We start from the raw sequence: 21,821 nt of genomic DNA on the forward strand, positions 1-21,821 counted from the left end.
CAACCACCGAACGACATCCACCTTCTTATACAACACCGCAGACCTCTTTGATGTGCCCAGCTTATAATAGCGCGGTCCATTTCCTTTGAGCCGCATCTAAGCCAAGCCCTGCCGCGTAATCCGCAGGAGCGTCGCGGCCTCAGCCGCGACGCATTCCGGCACTACCAGCGCATCGCGCAGACGGGCGGCATCACCGCCGAGCCGCTCTCCCATGAACCGGCCGCTGGCCTCTGCCTGCATTACTTCTGCGGGCACTTCCTCCCAGACCACCGCGCCCGCGACCCCATCGCCATGATAGACGTCCACCGGCACTTCACGGCGCTGCATCCGGTCGCGGTTTCTGACGCACGCTGGGCGCTGAAGCTGTTTGCTTCGGGAACTGCAGACCTACCTCAGCATTGTCGGCGCGCCTTATGAGCCGACAGCCGACCAGATGGGAGTAAGGACTTTCCGAGGGCTTTGAAACGTCGCGCAACGAGCAGGCGCGTTGATGACCTATAACGCTGACCTCAGCCAGAGTTTGCCAGGCCGAGCTTGATGCACTTTACGGCCTTTCCCTCGCGGAAACCCGCAAAGCCGCCATGCCCGCCAAGATCTGCCCCCGCGCAGACATCGTCATCAGCCGCAACCTCGACCGCACCACGCAGCGCGCAGCCGAGATGAGGCGGTGGCTCGTCAACCATTTCGGGCCCCGCGATCTCATCATCGAGATTCTGGCCCGCATCGCCAAGACCGAGATCTGCTTCCGCAAGATGCTGGCCATCTTGCGGGCGACGCCGGTTGTGCCGGACGCGAACAGCAGCCGGCACGCCATCACGTCGCCGGACCAGCTACCGGCATGGATGCAACGCCTTGAGGAATGGTCGCGGTCGGAATCGGAAATCATCGACGACCTCAAACTCTCGATCGAAACCCAAGACCCCCGCGCCGACGAGGGCGCCTGATCACTTGGAGTGGCCGCGGAGGACGGCATCGAGGCCATCAACGTGGTGCTCCGCCGCGGCGAGCTTTGGAAATTGCCTCGTGCCCACAAACGCCAACTCATCGCGGCCTCGGTTTGCGCGCGGGCGCAGCTCGCCGCGCTCATTGCCCTGATCTAAACGGCGCGGCCGTTCTCGACGCAGATTCCACATCCTTCGTTTGCCCGATGTCTACGTGCGCCTGGGCGTTAGAGAACACGCCGGAGATCATGAAAACGCGGTCAACGATTTTCATGAAATTTAGTCTTGTTATTTTCATGGAACGCTCTACGATCGCTCCAAAGCGAGGTATGCTGCCCCATGTCTCTTCCTCGAATGCTGCGACCCACAAATCTTGACGAAGTGCCTGTCGCATCAGGGAAGCTTGATGACGACGCGGTGTTTGTTGGCAGCGAAATACGATCTCTGCGCAACGCCCGTGACATCACCCTTCATGATCTAGCAACTTCAACGGGCCTTTCGATTGGGTATCTGAGCCAGATCGAGCGCGGCATATCCAGTCCGGCTGTTGATGCACTTCATGCCATCAGTCGAGCACTCGGCGTGACCATTAGCTGGTTCTTCAAACCGAGCGACGAGCAATCGACGATCGAACGAGACATCGTCGTCCGTGCAGGGCAAAGGCGCCGACTCAAGTTTAATTCGGGCATAACCGACGAACTTCTCTCCCCAAACTTAGATCGCCAGCTCGAGTTGCTTCGCTGCACGTTCGCGCCTGGCGCGACAAGTGGTGACGCAGCTTACTCCCATCGCGGCGAAGAGACCGGCATCGTCATCTCGGGTCGGCTTGAGGTGTGGGTCGGAGACAAACACTTCATGCTTGAGGAGGGAGATAGTTTCGCTTTCGAAAGCCATTTGCCCCATCGCTATCGCAATCCAGGACGGACCAAGACAGTTGTGATCTGGGCGATCACACCACCGAGTTACTAGGGTTCATGATGACGACCGATGTACCGAAAAAGGTCGAGGTTTTGATTATCGGCGGCGGAATCGCCGGTTGTTCGGTAGCCTACCATCTTGCGAAAATCGGCATCTGCGACGTACTGCTTTGCGAGCGCCGCCAGCTTACCTGCGGTACAACTTGGCACGCCGCTGGGCTTGTTACGCAACTACGCGCAACGCGCAATATGACGGAACTCGCGAAGTATACCGGAGAGCTTTTCCGTGATCTCGAGAGCGAAACGGGACAATCGACAGGGTTCAAGCAGAACGGAGCGCTCCGGCTTGCTAAGACCCAGGGTCGTTTTGAGGAGCTTAAACGCGGCGCCTCCATGGCCCGCAGTTTTGGCCTTGTAATCGATGTCCTCACACCTGAAGAGATTAAAGAACGCTGGAACCCCCTTGATATGCAAGGGGTCCTGGGCGGGCTCTGGTCGCCTAACGATGGGCAGGTCAACCCCACGGACGTAACGATGGCGCTAGCGAAGGGCGCGCGAGCTGGAGGGGCGCGTATTGCGGAAAATACACGTGTCAGTCGCATTCTAGTTGAGCACGGCCGAGCAGTCGGAGTTTTGACCGATAAGGGTGAGGTCCGAGCTGAGAAAGTCGTAATTTGTGGGGGGATGTGGTCGCGCGAACTTGCCGCTTCCATCGGTGTTTCGCTGCCACTACATGCGGCCGAGCACTTCTATGCCGTGACCGAGGCGATACCTGGATTACCTAAAGATTTGCCGGTCCTTTTCGTCGCCGATGAGCAAACCTATTACAAAGAAGATGCCGGCAAATTGCTTATCGGCTGCTTCGAGAAAGACGCCAAGCCCTGGGGTGCTTCCGGTATCCCGGACGACTTCTGCTTCGACGCTTTGCCCGAGGACTTCGATCACTTCGCGCCCATACTCGAGCAGGCGGTCAGTCGGGTGCCGATACTGGCGAACACTGGCATCCAACTTTTCTTTAATGGGCCAGAGAGTTTTACGCCCGACGACCGATATTTACTCGGTGAGACGCCAGAAGTCGAAAACCTCTTCTGCGCCTGCGGATTCAATTCCGTCGGAATTCTTTCGTCGGGAGGAGTAGGTAAGGCGCTTTCTCTCTGGATTCGAGACGGGCATGCGCCAGTCGAGCTGTCGGATGTAGATGTCCGTCGCATGGCTCATTTTCAATCCAATAGGCGATACCTTTTTGACCGCACGAAGGAAACGCTCGGACTTCTCTTCGATATGCACTGGCCAAATCGCCAATACGCTACGGCGAGAGATATTCGGCGCAGTCCCTTCCACGACAAGCTTGTATCCCTCGGAGCGTGTATGACAGAGGCCGCCGGCTACGAGCGGCCAGGCTTCTTTGCCCGAGCCGAAGTGAAGCCAGAATTCGTGTACTCCTACGGCCGACAAAACTGGTTTGATGTCTGCGGCGAGGAATGTCGAAACACGCGGGACAACGTCACGTTGTTCGACCAGAGCTGCTTTACGAAGTTTATCGTCGAGGGGCGCGATGCGTGCCCCGTGCTTAACCGCATCTGCGCGAACAACATCGATGTTCCCGTTGGGCGGCTGGTCTACACGCAATGGCTTAATGATCGCGGCGGCATCGAAGCGGACGTCACCGTAACTCGGATCTCCGAGACATCATTTCTGATTGTAAGTATTGCAGCCTCGCAAACTCGTGACTTTGCATGGCTCCAGCGACATTTGCCCAACGAAGCTCACGTCTTCGCGCGCGATATCACATCGGGGTTGGCGACGTTGGCTATCATGGGTCCCAAGTCGCGGGATCTTCTATCCCGGGTTTCGCCCGATGATTTTTCAACGGCTGCATTTTCGTTCGGATCCAGTCGCGAGATTGAGGTAGGTTACGCGCGCGCTCGAGCCAGTCGCGTGACGTTCGTTGGCGAACTCGGCTGGGAACTCGCTATACCCACGGAATTTGCATCACATGTGATGGATACAATATTGGCTGCAGGCGCCGACCTCGGCCTACGCCATGGGGGCTTCTTTGCCATCAACTCCATGCGTTTGGAAAAGGGCTATCGGCATTGGGGCCATGACATCGGGGAGGAGGATACTCCTCTCGAAGCCGGTCTCGGGTTCGCCGTCGCCTTTGAAAAAAAAGGCGGGTTTATCGGCCGCGAAGCACTGCTACGTCGGCGAAACGTCGGTCCTCCGACACGACGGCTAGTTCAGATTGCCCTTCCCGACGATTGCGACAAACTCCTGCATCATGACGAACCAATTTGGTGCGGGAACCGAATTGTAGGTTCTGTCACTTCGGGAGCCTATGGGCACCGCGTCGGCGCGGCTCTCGGGTTAGGCTACATCGGCGACGATGATGGCGTTACGCCGGAACTCATAGCCAACCAGAATTTCGAGGTGGAGATCGCGTGGGAACGGTATCCCGCACGGATTCAACTCGGACCCTGGTACGACCCCAAATCGGAACGCGTCAAAGCCTGACGGTTGGAATGGAGAGAGATGATGACTGCTCCGCAGGATTTCGAACGACTTTCGGGGAAGATCTACGTTGACGGTCGCTTCGTAGCGAGCCGCGCGACAGAGCATCTAGATGTGATCGATCCTGCGACGGAGGAACGCGCTGGAATTATCGCTGACGCTACCGACGACGAGGTGGATTACGCCATTGAGCTCGCTAACTCCGCGCGGCGCCTTTGGATGGGTATGGACGCACGCAGTCGGGCCGTTGTCCTCCACGACATCGCTTCGCTCTTGAGACAAGACAAGGCTCCGTACGCGGAATGCCTCACTCGCGAAGAAGGCAAGCCGTACAAGGAGTCTGTTGACGAGGTGTCATGGTGCGCGACAGCCATCGACTATTACGCTGAACTCGCACGCCATGAATCGGGACGCATCGCCGGTGCTACAGTGCCTGGGCAATTTCACTTCAGCATCAAAGAGCCGCTCGGCACTATAGTGATTGTATTGCCATTCAACTATCCGCTCGTCCTATTGTGTTGGGAGGCTGCCGCAGCTCTTGCTGCTGGCAATGCCGTTATCATCAAGCCTCACGAGCAAACGAGCCTCACCACTCTCAAATTTATGGAGGTCTTTGCCACACTTCCACCTGGGTTGATGCAAGTGGTGACCGGCGGCGCGCGAGTTGGCCAGCGCCTGATCGCAAGCCCCAAAACTCACGGGGTCGCGTATACGGGTTCCGTCTCTGTCGGACAAGCTGTGGCACGAACCTGCGCCGAGACCTTCAAACCAGTTCTAATCGAAGCCTCTGGCAACGATCCATTCATCGTCATGCCGTCGGCACCGATGGATATGGCCGTGCGTGGTGCCGCGTTCGCGGCGTATCTGAATTGCGGTCAGGTGTGCACATCGGCCGAGCGGTTCTATGTGCACGAGAAAATTCATGATCAATTCGTTGAAGGTCTCGTGGCGGAGGCAAAAAGACTTCGCATTGGCAACGGCCTCGACGCAGTTGACCTCGGTCCGCTCGCGACGAGCAAACAACGCGACCGCTACGAGGGCTTGATAGCACGCGCCCGTCATCAAGGCGCCAAGGTCGCGACGGGAGGCGGCCGCCCGGCCGAGCTCAACCGCGGCTGGTTCGTCGAGCCGACCGTGCTGACCGATGTAACGCCTGACATGGAGATCATCAACGAGGAGCCGTTTGGCCCTGTCGCGCCAATCTGCAAGGTCAAAGACTTCGACGAAGCGATCAGGCTTGCCAACCGCTCGCGATTTGGCCTGGGATCAAATCTCTATTCCCTGGACATGGATGAAGCCTTCCGCGCGGTACGCGAGATTGAATCCGGCATCCTCTGGGTGAACGCACCACTTCTCGACAACGATGCGCTGCCATTTGGCGGCCGGAAGCTCTCCGGTAGTGGCCGCCAGCTCGGCCCCGAGGGCCTCGCTCAGTTCCAAAACACCAAGTTTGTCATGATCGACCCGAAGGCATCGAACCAGGACTTCTGGTGGTTTCCGTACGCAGACGCCGAATGCTTCAATTCAGCACCACCGCAACGCTAAACAACAAAAAGGGAGAATGATCGTGCAAAGCAAAGGTCTTCATCCAGAACTTGAGCGCCGTGTGAAGCTGCTCGAACGATCCGAAAACCAGGGTCAAGATTATGACGCAAGCGCCTGGGCCGTACTGATCATTCTTGGCATCGTTCTTCCCATCATCGCACTTTGGCTTGGGAGAGCGTGATGACAATAGAAGCTTCGGATTCGGTTCTGGTCGAGGCCGATAAGAGTGCCTGGCCGCTTCTGCCGGCTGAGCGTACCTGGGGCTCTTGGCAGTTGGGTATCTCGCTTGCCACGGCTGCTGCCGCAACATGGTGCTACATTATCGGCGAATACGTCGGGTATTACCTTAATTTCCGCGAGGGCTTCGCGGCCCTCTTTGCCGGAAGCATGATTGGCATGCTCATCGTTGCGCTGGCGGCGGTACCGGTTTGTATTCGCTTCGGCGTTGATTCGATCGCTTCGTGCAAACCCCAATTCGGCTCTGTCGGCTGGATCATACCGGCTATCATGCAGTTCGTGTCGATTGTCGGCTGGAACTCCCTCCTGCTGATCTTCTTCGCGAAGTCGACGACGCAGCTTCTGCAAGCACTCCATTTGGTCGGCGAGGGCTCAAGCTCAATGCTGGTGCCGGCTACCGTGCTTTTGGCTTCGGCTCTAGTGTTCTTGTTCCTTCTCAACGGATCGTCCGGCGTCGATAAAGTCTCGAAAATTCTGGTTGCGCACGTCTTCGTTGGCATGTGGATGCTCTACATCTTAGTCACGCAACGCTGGGACGACCTCGTAAAGGCAGTGCCTGCGTCGGCATCGCCCAGTCCGCTCTGGAACTACACGACTGGCGTCGAAATCGGCATCGTATCGCTTTTATCTTGGTGGCCCTATATCGGAGCCATGGTTCGCATGGCCCCGAATGGTCGCTCGGCCGCGATGCCGATCATGCTTGGCATGGGCGCGCCGGTTCCACTTCTGTCGGCCATTGGCATTGCCGGCATCCTTGTCTTGCAGGTTTCGGATCCCGCCTCCTGGTTGCGCTCAATTGGCGGGCCGACCTACGGCATCATCGCGCTCCTCTTTGTCGCCGCGGCAAACCTCGGTACGGCAGTGGCCGGAGTCTATGCCTCGTCGATTGGCCTTCGCCATGTTCCGGCCTTCTCAAACCTGTCCTGGCCGGCGCTGCTGCTGCTTTCAATCGCGCCTGTCGGCGTCGTCGGCCTTTTCATCCCGGAGCTCTTCTTTGCAAACTTCGGTACTTTCTTGGCCTTCATCGGCTTGGCCTTTGCACCGCTTTGCGGCATCCAGATCGCCGACTACTACTTCCTACGGGGACGGCGTATTGACGTCCGTGGCCTTTTCGATGGCGGTCCCGACAGCGCCTACCGCTACTGGGGTGGGTTCAACCCGGCGTCCCTTGCCGCCATGGCTGTAGGTTGCGCGACCTACGTCTATCTGCTCAACCCGTTGACGTATGCGAGCCGCTTTCCCTACGAATACCTTACTGCTTCCCTGCCGACAGCTTTCGTAGGGGGTTTAGTCTACATCCTGCTGACATTGGCTATCGTCAAACCTGCGCATAAGGGGGACTATTGAGAACCTCCGAGCGTGGTCCAACATCGCTATCGGACAGTTCTAGTTTTTCTGGCCAAGAAGGTCCTGCTCGTCGTCGCCCATCCGCGTAGTGACCCTTTGACATTTGCATCGGCGAGCGCCTTCGCCGGTGCGTGTAATGCTAAGGGTCATCAAATCGAATGGGCCGATCTCATTGCGGAAGGCTTCGATCCAGTGTTGAGGCAGTCGGACGAGCCAGACTGGTCTGACCCGAGGAAGGAATACTCCGCTTCCGTCCAACGCGAGATGGCGCGCATCGAACTTAACAACGCCACCGTCATCCGCCTGAGGCGCCAATCCTCTTGCGGAATGTCCGTTTGATCCCAGGAGCGGACCCTGGCAGGTGGTTTTGGAAGGTTGTTGTCTGGGACTGCTACGACGTCGGCTTTCAGTGGTCAATCAGAAGCGTCCCGATGACATCAACAACCGCTTTTGACCCATAGCGGACCATTCCTACAGCCATCTCCCCGTTGCTGCGAGACACCGGAATCCCAGTTGCAGCGCATTCGCGGAGTCTTTCAGCATGTCCAAGCCGTAGCAGCACATGGGCTGCGGGCGAAATTCGATGTAAGCTTATCGTAATGCTGCCTATCGGAGACTTTCAGAATGAATAGCCAGAAACAGCTCACTTTGGACGAAAGCCAAGTCTCGCGCAGAACCGCCCTAGGCCTAGCGGCCAGCGCCGGATTGGCCCAGCTGGCGCTTGCATCAAAGTCGGCCACCGCTGACGACGAAGGCGCCCACATGGACCATATGGATCACATGGCCATGGATCATGGAAGCGGTCTATCTCCCAACCAAACGGTGATCGACGTCGCTCTCAATTGCGTGAAGCGTGGGGATGTCTGCTTCAACCACTGCATCACGCTTTTGAGTAAGGGCGATACGTCGATCAAGGATTGCATTCGCACCGTCTCAGCCATGCTTCCGACCTGTTCAACATTGGCGCAGCTTGCTTCTCTCGAAGCCGCTCGGCTCAAAGAATTTGCAAAGGTCTGTATCGCGATTTGCGAGGACTGCGAAAAAGAATGCAAGAGACACGCGGATCACCATGCCGCGTGCAAAAATTGCATGGAATCCTGCGTGGACTGTATCAAAGAGTGCAAAAAGCTCGTCGAAGCGTAATGGCGCTCGCGGGGAAAAACCTGCTCGATCGAATGTACCCTAAGCGGCTTGGACCGCTTAGGGATAAAATTTCGCGATCTGTTACGTTGCCTCGGGGTTGTGAAGCCGTGGCGTGAAGAGGCCGCTATTACTCATGCCGCGAAGTGTCTTAGCGACTGCCAGAACGGCAAGATCAGCGAGCGGCTCGACGAGCACGACTAGCATGTAAGCCCCGCCAAAGGCCGCGATCTCATGAATATTCTCGGCTCCGAAGCCACGGCCGTACAGCGCCCAGAAAGCAACCCACGCAACGATCCCACCTTGATAAGCGGTAGATAGTGCAAACGCTTGGCGATATTTCAAATCAACGTACGGTGTATTGGCAGCGATGATCAGCTTCGCGAGTGCGCTTAAGCCTAAAAGCGGAACAAGCAGCGTTGTGACGTTCATTCCGAACTGCGGAAGATCCTGAGGCTCGAAGAACAACCCCTGACAGAGCAAGCCCAGAGCGAGGCCAACAGCTGCTGGACCGGCTCCAAAGATAAGAAACAGTGTGGAGCCGAAAATAAAGTGAACTTCAGAAATTCCGACCGGATAATGCGGGCCGACTTCGAAGAAGCAGAACACCAATGCTGTCGTGATAACACAACGAGTGACAACTGACGCAAGTCCTTTCTCACCTATAGCGTCCCACGTCAGCTTGAGCGCATATGCGCTCGCCGCTGCCGCCGTTGCGTAGCTGAAAAAGATCTTTGGTGCCGTGACGAGACCGGGCTCGATATGCATCGTCTCCCTCCGAGTGATGCGGGTTGAAAACCAACGGTTCTTCCGCTGGGCTCACGTGGCAGGTCTCCTGACTCGCGGATGATCGTCAGCGCTGCGCCTTCCCGCCGATCCGGCAGTGGCATGGTGCAGCGTGGCTTACCGCTTACAGTTGCGGGGGCAGTGCCGGCCTTGTCGTGATGACTCACCGGCTTCCCTTTTGATCCACCGAACTGGTGGAACCACCGAGCAGGCGGAATTTAGATTAGTCCGATTGCACTGTGAAGTAGCGCGCACGGCGAAATCGTCATCAGCGGCTCTGCTTCGCGAGTTCTTTTGCTTTGGAAGCAAACGGCGCAATCATCGCCATCATCATGTCGACCTCGGCTTTGGGAGCTGTATGTGGTGATCCAGCGTTGAACGGCGGTTCTGGCGCGTATTCGGCTATGAGCTGAAGGGATTCGGCATATGTCTGGTCACGAAGCTTGGCTACAAGTGACAACCCCATGTCGATACCAGCGGTGACGCCCGCTGCAGTCACTCGATTTCGGTCGAAGACAATACGCTGATCGACCGGCTCTGCACCAAAATCCGCAAGCAGATTGCGCACCGACCAATGGGTGGTCGCCTTGTATCCTTCCAGAAGCCCCGCCCTCGCCAGAATAAACGCGCCAGTGCACACGCTCGTAACGTATTTCGCGCGAGACCCACGGTCTTTGATGAATGCAATCGTCTCGGCATCCTCCATCGCAGCGAGAGTGCCTGCATCTCCGCCCGGAACGCAAAGGATGTCGATGTCTTCGGGGCATTCGGCGAACGTCGTCGACGGGTTGAAACTAACTTTCGTGTCGCTAAGTACCGGGTCTTTTGTTTTTGCGACGATATAATTCGTGGCTCCCATCAAATTGCCGATCCTGCAATGCGGCCCGATAAAATCCATTGCAGCGAGGCCCGGATAGATAACGAAGGCAACCTTTTCCTTGCCCATCCAGGATGCGGGCATCCCGCTCATGTCATGGTCAGGCATCACCGGCGCGGGAGCTTCCGCCTCGGCTTTCGCCTTTTCCGAAAGAAGTGAAAGAAATGCCGTCGCAAAAGCTGCTTCGGCAAAAGACCGGCGAGAAATGGTCATGAGTTCTCTCCTTAGAACTTGTAAGCAACCGTTCCGTAGTACGCGCGATCGTCGCCGGGGGCGACCTGACCGCCGAGCCATGCGAACGGAACAAAATACTGTTCGTCGGTCAGGTTCTTCACGTTGAAGGACACGCGATACTTTTCGGTTTCGTAGGCGATCTTGGCGTCGATCGTGAAATAGCCAGGCGTCCTGTAAAGATTTGCGTTGTCGACATACTGGGATGAGGCGGCGTAAATGCCAGCGCCCACACTCCATCCGCGCAGCATCGGATAATCAAAGGCATAGTCGACCCATACGCGACCGGAGTGCTCCGGCACGCCCGATACGCGATTTCCTTTGGGTACGACCAGTGAATCGGAGAATACGACGTCCGTGTAGCCGTAGCTGGCAAGCACTCGCCAATTTCTGTTGGGTTGCCAGAGGAGATCGGTCTCGAAACCTTGAGACTCTTGGGCTGATAACGCGTTGATGCCCACACTGACAAAGGCAGGCACATTCTGACGTTGAATGTCGAAGAATGCGATTGTGCCGGTAAGCTGGTCACCAAAGTTGAATTTCAGGCCCGTTTCGACTTGATTTGAGGTCTCAGGGGCGATTGATGTGCTGACGGCTTGGGTGAATGGCGTTGCCAGCATGCCTTCGCTGTAGCTGCCGTAAACGGAGATACCTGGCAGAACATCGATCACCGCGCCGACACGCGGCAGAGCTTTTGTCTCATTGGTCGTGAACGTTGTGGGATCGAGGACACCAAGCCCATACGGGTATTTCTCGTGGTAGTCGATGTCGATGTTGGCGACGCGCACGCCTGCGAGAACATGTATGCGATCATAGATGGTCGATTGTATCTGCGTGTACGCACCCTTGGTCACGTAGGTGCTGTGGAAATCGTAGAAGGGAAAGTAGAACGGCGAGGTGGGATTGGGATTGGAGTAGGGCGTGGGGAAAACCGGATTGTTGAGCAGATCCACGGGCGGAAAGCCAAATAGATAGCCGTCCGTAAACATGCCGCCACTGTCTGTAACATGGCTGTAGTCAACGCCTGCCAGCCAGACGTTTTTGGTAGGCCCAAGCGCAAATCTCGCCTGCACGTTGGGATTGATCGTAAATTCCTCCTGCTGCTGCGGCAGCTCGATGTTAGCAATTGTCCAGGACGTCGGTCCTGCGTCCGGTGCCGCGGAAACCGTCGTTTGCGATTTCTGATCAAAGCTTGAAGCGGCCCATCTGCCCTTGACGTTGAATGACCACGTTGGATCGAGCCTTCGGTCGAACGTGACCGTGACGCCATGGACCTCGGTGTAGCTGGTCGGGAGATCGGTCGGGCCAATAAAGAGATCGCGGTTGAGACGGAAGTCGCCCGCCACTGTTCCGACTGCAGGCAAGCCTTCGTAAGCTGGCTGCTCAAAGCGCGACATCTGCCCTTGGATGGTCAGCGTCGTGTCGGTTTTGTCAGTGAAGGTTAGAGTGGGATTGACCGAATACCGGTCCTGATGGACGACGTCCACAAAGCTATCTGTTCCCGTATACTCTCCGGTCAAGCGGAAGAGAACGGTACCGTCCGTTGAGATTGGCTGATTGATATCGAAATAGGGACGGTAGTAATTGTTGCTCCCGAAGGTGGTTCCCACCTCCGCGCTCGCGATATCAGTCGGCATCTTCGAAACGATATTGACCGCACCGCCGACAGGAGCTCCCGTTCCGCCGCCGTAGAGGATCGCGCTCGGCCCTTTGAGGACTTCAATGCGTTCTACGTTCGCAAATGAATCGCGATTGCCAGCATCGTAATTGACAGGAAGACCATCAAGCCACTGTTGCGCCGGGAAGCCGCGAATTATGAGCGGCGTCAGACTCGTCGTTCCTATGCCGAGACTATTGGGTCCCTGCACGTTCGACGCGTTCTGTATGGCCTCGCTGACTGTGAGACTGTTCTGGTCGGTAATCAGGCTCTTGGGGATGACCTGGATCGACTGCGGAATCTGCTCGATCGGCGTCGCCGTCTTGGTGGATGACATGGCCGAGAGGGCCCGATAGCCCTGAACCGGACCCGCTGTAGTGATCGTCGTCCCTGGGGGTAACTCGATGTTGAGGTCCAGGGCCGGATTGTAAGTGCCTGTTGCATTCGCCAGCGGCGTTGATGTCGCCTTAGCAGATCCTGCCACCACCAGCTGCGGAGATGTCGAGATCTTTTTCCTTGGCTTGCTTGGAGAATTTTTTGCGGGAGTTTGCCCGGGATTTGACACCACAACCGGAGGAAGCTGCGAAGATTGCGCGTCCTTGGCTTCCTGGGCCGATGATGACTCAATCCAAAACGGCACCGTAGCAATGACAACGGCCAAAGCCGTTTCCGTCTTCCTAAGGACGCGAGGCATGATGAATATCCTGAGATGAGATGATGCCAGCGCAGTTCGGCTGCGCTGTGCGGCGAAAGCGATCTCAAGTCAGTATGGTTGGTGGAGCCCGTGATCCTAAAACAGGTCCCGCCCGCGGTGGCGGAAGAAGGAAGGCGGTCAACGTCGTCGTACTCGACGCAGAGATCTCGTTGAAGCCAATGTATTCAAACGGCGCTACTGCGACATAGCTATGCGATATGCCAGAAAACGCACAATGTTCGGCTTTTTGCTGTTTGTGCTTTTGATTTTGGTGAGCGGGAATGTCGACGTCAATTGTCTTGATGCCGGCAGCCGAGCAAATGACGATTGCAAGGCGGCCATCACCGCGAATGTCGGGCATGAATCCGACGGGGATGAGTGCACGGAGCGCAAAGACAATTATCAGCAGACAGCTCAGACGCTGCCGCCAATTCGAATTCAAACGTATAAGACCCCCCAACCCCATAAAATAGAATTAGCCGCTATATGCTGCTCCGACAACTCTTCTGTCTTTTGGAGCACAGCGCTGATGCCGGAAGTGGTGTATTTTTGTCGCCGGAAGAGCTGAGCCGGGCGCTGTCATTATCGAGTAGGCGGCACACGATGCCTCAGAAACTCAGTCGCGGTGGAGGCATCGTACCGAATGCCGATACGAGCGATAACACCGTAGGGCCGCTTTGAGCGACTAAAGAGCGATCGCAGACGCCTTCTCATCAAATCCGCCAATTAAGATGAACGTGAATCATCACGTTGAACCGCCCGATTTCCCGGGTGGCGTCCAAATTGGGGAGGATGATGGATCTCACCATGATGCCGTCGAGGAATGTCGAAATGAGAGAAGCGATTTGACCGGCGTCGACGACGTCGCAAGATCGGTTTTTTATGCCTGTCTCTATTGCTGAGGTGAGAACGCTCCGCTCCGTATCGTAGAACCGCGAAATCGCCGCGTCGATCTCAGCGCATCTAGTCCCACTACTCCGATAGTTCAGAGACATCTTCACGAATTTGCGAATAATCTCGAACTGGCGAATGTGTGTTTCCAGCCATCCTGAAATAATGTCTCGCGGCGACTTGGCCTCATCCTGCAGATCGCGGAAGTGCTGAAGAGCATGGTGGACTGTCGTCTCGACGACACTTCGGAACAATTCCTCCTTACTTTCGAAATAATAATAAAGCATCGCAGGGTTCATTCCTGCGGCGGCAGCGATCTCTTTGGTCGAGACTTCCGCAAAATGCCTGTTTTCGAAGAGGTTCATCGAGGCGGTGAGGAGGGTCCGGGCTTTATCAGCCCGCTTATCCCGGCTCGCGGTGGAAAGCTCAACCGCATCAGCAGTCGGCTGACGATCAACGACTTCGACGCCGACTGAGGAAGCGACATTCTTTTTCTTTATGCTCGTCATATTTGTTTCTCTCGAAGTGTCTTTCAGCCTTCGGACCATCCGTATCTGCGGGTGCTATCGACGACCTTAAGACACTTCTGGAATGAGCTCGACGTACGACTTTGACTCCGTCGCTATCGGGGACGGAAGCAGTGCATTCAGCATAGCTTCGGGTGTGACCTCACCAACAATTTGCCTTTTGTCGTCGACAATCGCGACCGGCTGCCTGTTTTTCAAGATATCGCGCGCAAATGAGGCGATTGGGGCCGTCGAAGAGATTTCGCCTGCGGAGGATTTAGCCTGCTTGAAGGGCTCCATAATTGCTCGCGCGGTCAGAACTTGGCTGCGATCAACGTTCTCGGTAAACTTGCCCACATAATCGGACGCGGGCGATAAAATCAGCTCTTCGGGCGTCCCGATCTGCACAACGCGACCCGCCCGCATTATGGCAATCCGATTCCCAAGCCGGGCAGCCTCGTCGAAATCATGGGTGATAAAAACGACAGTCTTTTTCATCATGCGCTGTAGCCGCAAAAGCTCGTCTTGGAGTTCTCGCCGAATGAGTGGATCGAGCGCTGAAAACGGCTCGTCGAGAAGCCAAATTTCGGGATCATTCGCGAGACTACGCGCGATGCCGACTCGCTGCTGTTGTCCTCCCGAAAGCTGATGGGGCAGGGAGGCCTCTTTGCCCGTTAATCCGACAAGCTCGACCAGGTCCAACGCTCGGCGCTTCCGGCGTCCCTCGGCTTCCCCCTGGATCTCGAGAGGCAACGCAATGTTATCTACGACATTGCGATGAGGCAGCAGTGCGTAGTTTTGAAAGACCATCCCTACCTTGAACTTCCGGATGTAGCGGAGATCTTCGTCTGATATCCGTATAATGTCCTGGCCGTCTAGAAGGATGGAGCCGGCCGTTGCGGGTATCAGTCCGCACAGGCACCTCAGAATTGTGGATTTTCCCGAGCCTGATAGCCCCATAATGACGAACGTCTCGCCGCGGTTTATCGCGAACGTGGCATCGATTACGGCTCCGAATAATCCGATCTGCGGGAAGCTTTCGATTGGTGGCAGCTGGTCGGGCTCTCGCGGCAAGGCGTCGGCGCCCTTGCCGTAAATCTTCCAGACCCGATCGATTTGGAATGCTGGCGGCGTTCCCGGCGCGCGTGTCATGTCGACCTCCGCCTGGCGTTAATTTGATTGGCTTTGTCTGTCAGTAATCCATCGACGACGACGCCGATGATGGCGACGCAGATTCCCGCCATCAGGGCCTGTCCCGAGTTCGCTTTTGAAATGGATAATAAAATTAACTGGCCGAGGTCCGTCGTGCCGATCAGCGCGGTCACGACGACCATCGCAAGCGCCATTAAAGCGACCTGCGCTATCGTGAGAAGGATGCCCGGGAGGGCGGCCGGCAATTCGATTATAGTGAGCCGTTGCCAAGGCGTGGCTCCGATCTGCACGCCGACTTCCACGAGAGATGTAGGAAGCGATAAAAGCGCTGCGGCCGTGTAGCGGATGGCCGGACAGGCGGCGAAGATGGCGATCGCTACGATGCACGGGACGTCGCCGCTACCAAATAGCATGATGACCGGAATGAGATAGATGAACGCCGGCAGCGTTTGAAAGGTATCTGCGAGCGGAAGAATGAATCTGCCGACCTTCGGTTTGCGTGCAGAAAGAATACCGAGTGGGAAGCCGACGAGCAACGCAATGATGCTCCCTGCAAAGCAGAGGTAGAATGTCAAGACTGCTCTATCCCAGAACCCCGTTGCAGCGATTAGGGCGACGAGGCCCCCGAGAACAAAAGCCCTCGTCAAGCTGGCGGTCTTCCAGGAAAGCACGAAAACCCCGGCTGCTACCGAGAACCATGGAAGTCCTAACAACAACGCCTTTAACGGCGAGAAAACCAAAACGACCAGCACGCTCTGCACGAAGGAGATTGGCACATAGGAAATCTGGATAATAAAATCGACCAGGTCGTCGATACCCCTGGTCGTCGTCAGCGTCCATGCGCGGGGATACGCGTCGAGCTGTGGAAACTTCGATGATAAAAGCCAAGGAATAAGGGTCACGACGACGGCTATACCAATAATCCAACGGCCGCTGAATCGAGGCGAGCCTTTGGATTGCAGAAACTGATCGAAAAGGATTGCGGTCAGCGTTATTGCCAGACCGGCGACGAGCCCACGGCCGATAGCGAGCCGCTGAAGAGCGGTGAGAACCTCATAGCCAATTCCCTGGGCGCCGACGAGCGCTGCTAATATCACAGTCGCAAATGCCAGCATGATCACCTGGTTGAGACCGAGGCGAAGCGAAGTTTGCGCGGCTGGTAACAAAATTTTCCAAAGCGCTTGTGCGGGCGTTGCGCCAACTGCAGCAGCAAGCTCCGCGTACTGCGCTTTCGCCTCGGCGAGTCCAAAGACCGTCGCCCGCACCATCGGCGGCGCGGCGAATATAACTACGGCCAGAATTCCAGCAGTCGTTCCAATGCCGAAAAACATGATAATAGGAACGAGATAAGCGAACAGAGGAATCGTTTGCATCTGATTGAGGACGGCGAACACTACGCCTTCCAGTGACCGAAACCTAAAAACGAGCAGACCGACCGAAAAGCCGAGAAGCAAACTCAGGGGAACAGCCACGGCCAGCTGTGCGAGCGTCGTGATGGTGCTGGCCCACAGTCCAAAAACAAGAAGATAGAGACAGGTCATCGCTGCGAATGCCGCAAGGCCCGCGCCTCCTTTGCGATAGCACGCTATAATAATGATCAAGACTAGAGATAGCCAGGATATGGAAGGAAACACCATGACCTGCTGCTCGCCAAAGCCGCGCGTGAAACCAGTGGCAAGAAGCGCTCGCAAGAACTCCGCCGGCTGGGCAATGACCGCGCCTACAGCACGTGTGGCATCACGCACCGTCAGCCCGCCAAATGAATCAAGCCCCGCAATCGAATTCAAAATACCATTTAGCCAGCCATCGAACGGGATCGTCAGGTCGCTCGGCCATCGCATCAGGGGAGCGACGTGCCGAGTGGCTGCGACGAAAATCGCAGCCACCAGCAGCGCCGCAAGGCCTCCCCGTCCTTTGATCCAACGAAGGTATACGTCCCGCGTGTGGTCTCTATACGCAGTGTAGGTTTGACCATATGTCATCAGGAATTGAGACCGCTATTCGATCCATGGTTTCCATATGGCCTCGTGGGTTGCCATCCATGCATCGACGACGGCACTTGGGTCCTTGCCGTCCACGTCGACATCGCGCTCCATTGCTTGATAGTCGGCGAGGGGAAGCTGGAATGCCTCAATCATTTTATAGGCACGTGGCCACTTCGCCTTCGCGCCGCTCCAAGCCATCTTCGTAATCGCGGCTTTGGGCTTTTCGCAGCCGTAAGTGCCGCTCGAGTAGCATTCAGGCGTATAAGGTGGCAGCTTAACAAACTCGCCTTTATAGACGGCAGGCGCCCAGTGCGGCAGGTAGAGCCATGCCAGGATCGGCTGCTTCCGTTGATAAGCGGCTTTGACTTGCGCGAGGAGTGCGGCTTCCGAACCCGCGTGAACGACCTGATAGTCCAGACCGAGTGTCTTCACGCGCGGTTCGTCGTTGGTACCCCAGTCAACAGGATAGACCAGCAACTGCCCCTTGTCGCCCGTCTCTGGCGTTTTGAAAAGATCGACGCATTTTTGGAGCGCCTTGTAATCAGGAAGGCCCGGGCACTTCTCCTTTACGTACTCAGGATACCACCAATGATCTTCTCCCTCGAAACCAAGTGAGCCGAGTTTTACTGATTTTCCGCTTTTTTCCGAAGCCTCGACGAGCTGCAAGCTTGTCGATTCCCAGATCTCGACGTCGAAAGAAATGTCGCCAGCATCCATCGCGGGAAATACCGCGACGCCGTCGATCGGAACGACCTTGGCGTTGTATCCCATCTTCAGAAGCAATTTGGCGGCAAGGTCGCTCGTGATGAGGTTGCCCGTCCATGGCGATTGACTGATCGTAATCGGATCGGTGGACTCGGGCTCTGCTGCGTTCGCAGCGGTCGCGCTTAACGACGCGAATGCTGCTATGGCAAAGAAGCCAGTGAAAATGCGCCTCAACCAATTTGGTTCAAAGGACGAATGCTTCATGCTTCACGCTCCTTGCGTTGATTAAAGTGATAACCGCTATTGTTCAGACAACACGCCTGCCGCCGTCGATCGTGAGCGTGTGACCCACGATCATTTCGGCTTCGGGCGATGCGAGATAGAGAACTGCTGGGATGATTTCTTCAGGCCGGCCGATGCGACCCACCGGCAGTGCGTTTATGATCCAGTTAGCCGTTGCGGGATCCGCCATCGCTGGCGCCAACATCGGGGTATCGAAGTCGCATGGTGCTACGGCGTTGACGTTGACGCCGCTCTTGATCCATTCGATCGCCATCACCTGGGTCATAGCGACGACCGCTGATTTGCTCGCGCAATAGGCGACCTCTTCCGGGATCGCAGTGAACGCATCCGTCGATGTTATATTGACGATGCGTCCGTACTTGGCCTCGACCATATGGCCGCCGACTTCGCGACAGAACGTAAACGTGCCGTTGAGATTAGTGGCGAGGATATCGCTCCATTCTTCGTCGGATGTCTTTAGGGCCGGCGCGGAGCGAAAGACGCCAGCGGAATTGACGAGGACTTCAATCTTACCGAAGCGAGACATGACGGTGGCAACCGCCGCTTTGACTTCGTCTGGTTTTCGGACGTCCGCCACAACCCCAAGCGCGTTGCAGCCCAGTTTTGAAAGCTCGTCCTGCATTTCCCGCGTTCGAGCGGGATCCCTTCCGACGATGGCAACGTTGGCGCCAGCTTCGGCGAACGCAAAAGCCAGTGTGCGTCCGAGCCCACTGTATCCGCCCGTCACCAGCGCGGTTTGTCCGGAAAAATTGAAACTGATAGGCACTTCCGATCCTTTCCTATTCGACGTCACAATCGATGACGAGCTTCGGCGTCATCGCGTAGCTGCAGCACGCGAGGATGTAGCCCTTCGCAATTTCTTCCGCGGGCAAGATTGTATTGTCGGCCATAGCAGCGCGCCCTTCTTCGACGCGCACCTTGCAAATCGCGCAAACGCCTATTCCGCATGAATACGGAAAATTCACCCCAGCTTCGATCGCACCATCTGCAATGGTGAGATTGCCGGGAGAAAATTCGGTTGATTGCCCGAATAATCGCATGTGGACGATCGCGTCGCAGTTCGTGCCTTCGGGGGCGACTTCGCCGCGGCCGCCGAAGCGCTCCGATGCAATTCGATGGCTCGCAACACCCAATGATCCGATCACTTCGGTTGCCGACACCATCAAGTTTTCCGGGCCGCAGATGAGCCAGCGATCCACGGCTTGGACATCGTTGACGAAAGTGTGGAGGAGGTGCGGAAAGACCTTGTCCAGGCGGCCAATGACCCCGTCATTGTCGGACTTTCTGCTGTAGGCGTTTATGATTTTTAGACGAGGTGCGAATCCCTTCGCCAACTCTGTGAGCTCACCAAGAAAGAGAGATTCCTCAGGTGAGCGATTGCCGTAGAAGAGCGTGAAGCGGCTCAAGGGCTCAGATGCGAGAACCGACTTCAAAATCGAGACGACAGGGGTGATACCGCTGCCAGCGGCAACTCCAACAATGTGACGTTCAGCGCCGCTACCGGGGGAAATGACGAAATCCCCATGCGGCGGCATAACTTCGATGGCTTGCCCGGACTCGAATGTGTCGCAGGCATGATTACTGAATAATCCGCCCTCCACGCGCTTTATCGCGACGCGCAATTCGCTTTCATTCGATCCACTACAAATGGAATAGGCTCTTCTGACGTCGCGGCCATCGACCTGTGTTCGAAGCGTCAGATACTGCCCTGGAGTAAATTTGAAATGTGGACGCCAACGCGTCGGAACTTCGATCGCGATGGAAATCGCGGACGAAGACTCGATGCGTCGGTTCGCAATTCGGAGTGGAAAGAATCGAAGCATTGCATCCGTAAGAGCGTTGGAGGAGCGGGTGGCGCGAACGCCGCCCGCTTGAGACGAAAGAGTTGGCTCAGGCGGTCATCTGCCGAGACACCCAAAGCGCGAAGTCACGGTTGAGCCCCTCGCATCGGCTAAGGGGTGCTGGAATGGCTTTTGTCGACTGCACGCCCCTTTGAACGAATGTGCAGACCGCCGTGTCCTCATCGTTGAATTTGTTGACGAACACTTCGAGCTCATCGAGCTTCTTCTGAAGTTCCGGACCGTCCTCCATATGCGGTGGCACGAGGTAGTCGAGGATCATCCGGATGCGTCCGGGCCCGAGCGGAAACATGCGCACGTAGTAGGTGATGTCCGGCCACGGATTGATGAAATAATTCGGGAACACATAGATCAGGCACAGGTTGAGACGTTGCGTCTCGGTCAGACCCGGCATGATGTCGCTGCTGAAGAGAGGCGACACGACGTCCTCTCCGGCCGTGCTCTTTACGACAGACGTGGGCCGCGAGCGGCACCATGTCAGAACGTAATTGCCGTTGTTCGGCGAATCCCACGACTCGAGGCCAGGAAAATCGATCTCGAAAGTGTCCTTGTGGGCGCCAATATGATGATAGCACTCACCGTTGTCCATGAAGACCTTCCAGTCCCAAGGACATTCGCCATAGTCGCGCGAACGAACGAGCTTCCACTCGGAGAGGCGGAACTCTTTTATCTCATCGACGATAGGGGCCATGCGTTCGGTTAGCGATTGCGCTTTACCGTCAAGATTGATGAAGACGAAGCCCTGCCATATCTCGTGGCGAACTTCGAACAACCCCATTTCTTCTGGCTTGAAGTTCGGCGTATCCTCCATACCAGGGGCATTTCTGAGAGAGCCGTCAAGGTTGAATGCCCAGGCGTGATAGGGACAGACAAAAGAGCTGGTGTTGCCGGCACCGTCGCAGACAGGCGCCCAACGGTGGCGGCAAACGCGAGAGAGAACACGGAGCTTTCCCGCTTTGTCGCGGACCATGACGAGCGGCTCGTCGATCACGTCAATCGAGACAAAGTCACCTGCATTGGGGACCATGTCCGGCCGGCCGAGAAGAATCCAGCCAGGACGGAATATTTTCTCTTTCTCGAGATCGAAAATTTCTTGGGATCGATAGGCGTGAGGCGGCAGGCTACGCCATTCCGAGTTCCCCGTCTCGACGATATGTTTCATTGCTTCTAACGTCCGCGCGGTCGCGTCAGACTGTTCTGGCATTCCGGACATTATGTTCATTGGGCGAGCTCCTTCAGACAAAGAGTGTGAACACGTGTTGGACTTGCGTCCTTTGCGATGCCGCGGACGAAAGGTTCTTTGCAAACTAGGAAGTGGTCGCGAGGTAAGCCCAACGCATGGGGCACTGCTGAAGGCGGCCGCTCATCGGACTCAGTCGGCTTCGTCGCACCGAGATCGCTGACGGAAATGGCCGACGTTGCCGGCTCGCGCCGCCTGCTGATCAACGATGAGCGGGCATGAAGGTTTTCTGTGGTCTTCGTCGGCCGCAGAGATTTCTCTTTGCTCACAATGGCGTCACTCTTCGTGCTCGACCTG

At 56.4% G+C, this 21,821-nt stretch carries 22 protein-coding genes and 1 riboswitch; of the genes, 10 read left to right on the top strand and 12 right to left on the bottom strand.

The features are described from left to right. Positions 1-96: 96 nt before the first annotated feature. On the bottom strand, positions 97-306 hold the full coding sequence (locus EKK30_RS13605) for a hypothetical protein (protein WP_290985996.1): 210 nt from the start codon (positions 304-306) through the stop codon (positions 97-99). Between the two features lie 275 nt (positions 307-581). Here EKK30_RS13605 and EKK30_RS13610 point away from each other — a divergent pair, with 275 nt between their 5' ends. The 9 genes from EKK30_RS13610 (at position 582) to EKK30_RS13650 (ending at position 8,641) form a co-directional block, all read left to right on the top strand. Then, positions 582-944 (top strand): hypothetical protein, encoded by a 363-nt coding sequence (locus tag EKK30_RS13610; RefSeq protein ID WP_290985997.1) that lies wholly within the window; start codon positions 582-584, stop codon positions 942-944. Between the two features lie 9 nt (positions 945-953). Further along, the gene (locus tag EKK30_RS13615; RefSeq protein ID WP_290985999.1) at positions 954-1,100 is read left to right on the top strand and encodes a hypothetical protein; all 147 of its coding nucleotides are present in this window, start codon (positions 954-956) and stop codon (positions 1,098-1,100) included. Positions 1,101-1,280: 180 nt separating this feature from the next. Beyond that, positions 1,281-1,910 carry a cupin domain-containing protein gene (locus EKK30_RS13620; protein ID WP_290986000.1) on the top strand — a complete coding sequence of 210 codons (630 nt, stop codon included), beginning with the start codon at positions 1,281-1,283 and terminating at the stop codon, positions 1,908-1,910. 8 nt (positions 1,911-1,918) lie between these two features. Further along, positions 1,919-4,372, top strand: a complete 2,454-nt coding sequence (locus EKK30_RS13625; RefSeq protein ID WP_290986525.1) for an FAD-dependent oxidoreductase — start codon at positions 1,919-1,921, stop codon at positions 4,370-4,372. Between the two features lie 21 nt (positions 4,373-4,393). Further along, a complete protein-coding gene (locus EKK30_RS13630) occupies positions 4,394-5,914 on the top strand; it encodes an aldehyde dehydrogenase family protein (RefSeq protein ID WP_290986001.1) in 1,521 nt (506 codons plus the stop codon). 22 nt (positions 5,915-5,936) lie between these two features. Continuing rightward, positions 5,937-6,095, top strand: coding sequence for a hypothetical protein (locus tag EKK30_RS13635; protein ID WP_290986003.1), 159 nt, complete (start codon positions 5,937-5,939; stop codon positions 6,093-6,095). Further along, complete coding sequence (locus tag EKK30_RS13640; protein ID WP_290986004.1) at positions 6,095-7,498, top strand: cytosine permease; 1,404 nt, start codon at positions 6,095-6,097, stop codon at positions 7,496-7,498. The genes EKK30_RS13635 and EKK30_RS13640 overlap by 1 nt, the downstream gene beginning before the upstream one ends. Before the next feature lie 12 nt (positions 7,499-7,510). Then, the gene (locus EKK30_RS13645; protein WP_290986006.1) at positions 7,511-7,837 is read left to right on the top strand and encodes an NAD(P)H-dependent oxidoreductase; all 327 of its coding nucleotides are present in this window, start codon (positions 7,511-7,513) and stop codon (positions 7,835-7,837) included. Between the two features lie 285 nt (positions 7,838-8,122). Then, complete coding sequence (locus tag EKK30_RS13650; RefSeq protein ID WP_290986007.1) at positions 8,123-8,641, top strand: four-helix bundle copper-binding protein; 519 nt, start codon at positions 8,123-8,125, stop codon at positions 8,639-8,641. An 81-nt stretch (positions 8,642-8,722) separates the two neighbouring features. Here the strand turns inward: EKK30_RS13650 and EKK30_RS13655 are convergent, their stop codons facing one another. The 4 genes from EKK30_RS13655 to EKK30_RS18175 all read right to left on the bottom strand — a co-directional run bounded on the left by EKK30_RS13655 (position 8,723) and on the right by EKK30_RS18175 (position 13,235). Further along, positions 8,723-9,406 (bottom strand): energy-coupling factor ABC transporter permease, encoded by a 684-nt coding sequence (locus tag EKK30_RS13655; RefSeq protein ID WP_290986008.1) that lies wholly within the window; start codon positions 9,404-9,406, stop codon positions 8,723-8,725. Between the two features lie 39 nt (positions 9,407-9,445). Next, positions 9,446-9,644: riboswitch (cobalamin riboswitch) on the bottom strand. Positions 9,645-9,692: 48 nt separating this feature from the next. Continuing rightward, positions 9,693-10,514 carry a DJ-1/PfpI family protein gene (locus EKK30_RS13660; protein WP_290986009.1) on the bottom strand — a complete coding sequence of 274 codons (822 nt, stop codon included), beginning with the start codon at positions 10,512-10,514 and terminating at the stop codon, positions 9,693-9,695. Positions 10,515-10,525: 11 nt separating this feature from the next. Then, positions 10,526-12,883, bottom strand: a complete 2,358-nt coding sequence (locus EKK30_RS13665) for a TonB-dependent siderophore receptor (protein ID WP_290986010.1) — start codon at positions 12,881-12,883, stop codon at positions 10,526-10,528. Positions 12,884-12,947: 64 nt separating this feature from the next. Continuing rightward, on the bottom strand, positions 12,948-13,235 hold the full coding sequence (locus tag EKK30_RS18175; protein ID WP_366927354.1) for a DUF2946 family protein: 288 nt from the start codon (positions 13,233-13,235) through the stop codon (positions 12,948-12,950). Between EKK30_RS18175 and EKK30_RS13670 the strand changes: the two genes are divergently transcribed. Further along, the gene (locus EKK30_RS13670; RefSeq protein ID WP_290986011.1) at positions 13,119-13,451 is read left to right on the top strand and encodes a hypothetical protein; all 333 of its coding nucleotides are present in this window, start codon (positions 13,119-13,121) and stop codon (positions 13,449-13,451) included. The genes EKK30_RS18175 and EKK30_RS13670 overlap by 117 nt on opposite strands. 145 nt (positions 13,452-13,596) lie before the next feature. Here the strand turns inward: EKK30_RS13670 and EKK30_RS13675 are convergent, their stop codons facing one another. From EKK30_RS13675 to EKK30_RS13705, 7 genes are all read right to left on the bottom strand, one after another. After that, entirely contained in the window at positions 13,597-14,283 is a 687-nt protein-coding gene (locus tag EKK30_RS13675) for a TetR/AcrR family transcriptional regulator (RefSeq protein ID WP_290986012.1), read from the bottom strand. Between the two features lie 66 nt (positions 14,284-14,349). Further along, positions 14,350-15,432, bottom strand: coding sequence for an ATP-binding cassette domain-containing protein (locus tag EKK30_RS13680; RefSeq protein WP_290986013.1), 1,083 nt, complete (start codon positions 15,430-15,432; stop codon positions 14,350-14,352). Continuing rightward, entirely contained in the window at positions 15,429-17,318 is a 1,890-nt protein-coding gene (locus EKK30_RS13685) for a proline/glycine betaine ABC transporter permease (protein WP_290986014.1), read from the bottom strand. Before EKK30_RS13685 ends, EKK30_RS13680 begins: the two co-directional genes overlap by 4 nt. Positions 17,319-17,429: 111 nt before the next feature. After that, entirely contained in the window at positions 17,430-18,386 is a 957-nt protein-coding gene (locus EKK30_RS13690) for an ABC transporter substrate-binding protein (RefSeq protein ID WP_290986015.1), read from the bottom strand. 43 nt (positions 18,387-18,429) lie between these two features. Further along, entirely contained in the window at positions 18,430-19,191 is a 762-nt protein-coding gene (locus EKK30_RS13695) for an SDR family oxidoreductase (RefSeq protein ID WP_290986016.1), read from the bottom strand. Between the two features lie 13 nt (positions 19,192-19,204). Next, entirely contained in the window at positions 19,205-20,248 is a 1,044-nt protein-coding gene (locus EKK30_RS13700) for a 2Fe-2S iron-sulfur cluster-binding protein (RefSeq protein ID WP_290986017.1), read from the bottom strand. Positions 20,249-20,315: 67 nt separating this feature from the next. Beyond that, positions 20,316-21,506, bottom strand: a complete 1,191-nt coding sequence (locus EKK30_RS13705) for an aromatic ring-hydroxylating dioxygenase subunit alpha (protein ID WP_290986019.1) — start codon at positions 21,504-21,506, stop codon at positions 20,316-20,318. Between the last annotated feature and the right edge of the window lie 315 nt (positions 21,507-21,821).

The organism is Hyphomicrobium sp., from assembly GCF_003987855.1.
Taxonomy (GTDB): domain Bacteria; phylum Pseudomonadota; class Alphaproteobacteria; order Rhizobiales; family Hyphomicrobiaceae; genus Hyphomicrobium_B.

Bases quoted from the DNA above. Each gene is read 5' to 3' on its own strand.
- EKK30_RS13700 (WP_290986017.1), bottom strand. From the start codon at position 20,248: ATGCTTCGATTCTTTCCACTCCGAATTGCGAACCGACGCATCGAGTCT.
- EKK30_RS13680 (WP_290986013.1), bottom strand. From the start codon at position 15,432: ATGACACGCGCGCCGGGAACGCCGCCAGCATTCCAAATCGATCGGGTC.
- EKK30_RS13690 (WP_290986015.1), bottom strand. From the start codon at position 18,386: ATGAAGCATTCGTCCTTTGAACCAAATTGGTTGAGGCGCATTTTCACT.
- EKK30_RS13625 (WP_290986525.1), top strand. From the start codon at position 1,919: ATGACGACCGATGTACCGAAAAAGGTCGAGGTTTTGATTATCGGCGGC.
- EKK30_RS13705 (WP_290986019.1), bottom strand. From the start codon at position 21,506: ATGAACATAATGTCCGGAATGCCAGAACAGTCTGACGCGACCGCGCGG.
- EKK30_RS13660 (WP_290986009.1), bottom strand. From the start codon at position 10,514: ATGACCATTTCTCGCCGGTCTTTTGCCGAAGCAGCTTTTGCGACGGCA.
- EKK30_RS13670 (WP_290986011.1), top strand. From the start codon at position 13,119: ATGTTCGGCTTTTTGCTGTTTGTGCTTTTGATTTTGGTGAGCGGGAAT.
- EKK30_RS13640 (WP_290986004.1), top strand. From the start codon at position 6,095: ATGACAATAGAAGCTTCGGATTCGGTTCTGGTCGAGGCCGATAAGAGT.
- EKK30_RS13620 (WP_290986000.1), top strand. From the start codon at position 1,281: ATGTCTCTTCCTCGAATGCTGCGACCCACAAATCTTGACGAAGTGCCT.
- EKK30_RS13610 (WP_290985997.1), top strand. From the start codon at position 582: ATGCCCGCCAAGATCTGCCCCCGCGCAGACATCGTCATCAGCCGCAAC.
- EKK30_RS13650 (WP_290986007.1), top strand. From the start codon at position 8,123: ATGAATAGCCAGAAACAGCTCACTTTGGACGAAAGCCAAGTCTCGCGC.
- EKK30_RS13665 (WP_290986010.1), bottom strand. From the start codon at position 12,883: ATGCCTCGCGTCCTTAGGAAGACGGAAACGGCTTTGGCCGTTGTCATT.
- EKK30_RS13630 (WP_290986001.1), top strand. From the start codon at position 4,394: ATGACTGCTCCGCAGGATTTCGAACGACTTTCGGGGAAGATCTACGTT.
- EKK30_RS13655 (WP_290986008.1), bottom strand. From the start codon at position 9,406: ATGCATATCGAGCCCGGTCTCGTCACGGCACCAAAGATCTTTTTCAGC.
- EKK30_RS13675 (WP_290986012.1), bottom strand. From the start codon at position 14,283: ATGACGAGCATAAAGAAAAAGAATGTCGCTTCCTCAGTCGGCGTCGAA.